The organism is Saccharopolyspora elongata (assembly GCF_004348985.1).
In the GTDB taxonomy this organism is placed as follows: domain Bacteria; phylum Actinomycetota; class Actinomycetes; order Mycobacteriales; family Pseudonocardiaceae; genus Saccharopolyspora; species Saccharopolyspora elongata.
Window position 1 is genome coordinate 1 of sequence record NZ_SMKW01000225.1, and the last position, 1240, is coordinate 1240.

At 72.6% G+C, this 1240-nt stretch carries 1 protein-coding gene; it reads left to right on the forward strand.

All coding sequences use genetic code 11. The annotated features are described in order from the left end of the window. A partial coding sequence (locus E1288_RS46410) for an MFS transporter (RefSeq protein WP_132495723.1) occupies window positions 1–1124 on the forward strand: 1124 nt, incomplete at its 5' end. Window positions 1125–1240: the final 116 nt, after the last annotated feature.

The following is a 1240-nucleotide window of genomic DNA, read 5'->3' on the forward strand; positions in this document are numbered from 1 at the left end:
CCGAGATCACCAGCTGGGGCGTGCTCTACTACGCCTTCCCCGTGCTCGCGCCGCGGATCAGTGTGGAGACGGGGTGGTCGGTGCCGGCGGTGACGTGGGCGTTCTCGGTCAGCCAGATCGTCTCCGCGTTCGCGGGCATCGCCGTCGGCAGGTGGCTGGACCGGCGTGGGCCTCGCGCGGTGATGACCGCCGGGTCGATCCTGGCCTTGCCCGCCCTCGTCGGAATCGCCTACGCCTCCACCTACGAGCTGTTCCTGCTCGCATGGGCCGTGGCGGGGCTGGCGATGGCGGCCACCTTCTACCCGCCCGCGTTCGCCGCGCTGACCCGCTGGTACGGGCCGGACCGCGTCCGCGCGCTGACCGCCCTCACGTTGGTGGCCGGCCTGGCCAGCACCGTTTTCGCACCCCTGACCGCGGCGTTGAACGAATACCTGGACTGGCGCGCCACCTACCTCGTACTCGCCGCGATCGTCGGGGCCGTCACGATCCCGCTGCACGCGAGCCTCAGCCTGCCCTGGCCCGAGGACGGGCACCACGGCCCGGCATCGGGCAACGGTGACGCCGCCGTGATCGCTCGCAGCCGCGCGTTTCTGGCGCTGCTGGCGACCATGGCAGTGGGTGGGTTCGGCGTGTATGCGGTGGTGATCAACCAGGTGCCGCTGCTGACCGAACGCGGACTCGACACTCAGCTGGCGGCCTGGGCCCTCGGCCTCGGCGGGCTCGGCCAGGTCCTCGGGCGTCTGGGCTACGCGCCCCTGCAACGCCACACCAGCGCCCGCGGCCGCACCGTGATCATCCTGGCCGCCTGCGCCGCGGCCACGGTGCTGCTCGGGCTCATCCCGAGCCCGCCGCTGCTGCTCGTGGCCGCGGCGATGCTGGTGGGCATGACCCGCGGGGTGTTCACGCTGCTGCAGGCCACCGCCGTGTCCGACCGGTGGGGCACCGCCGCCTACGGGCGTCTGTCCGGGCTGCTGTCGGCGCCGTTGATGCTGGCCATCGCCCTGGCCCCCTGGGGCGGGGCGTCCCTGGCGCAGGCCCTGGGCGGTTACCCGGCCCTGTTCCTCGTTCTGGGGGTGATGACCGCGCTGGGGGCGCTGCTGGCGCTGGCGACCAGAGCCCGATAACCCGGCGAGCGGAGGATCCAGCGGACTCCCGCGTACACGCGAAAGGCCTCTTCCCGACGCAGATCGGGGATCCAGGCCTTCACTTCCAACCGCATCCGCAGACCGATTGGCCTCGC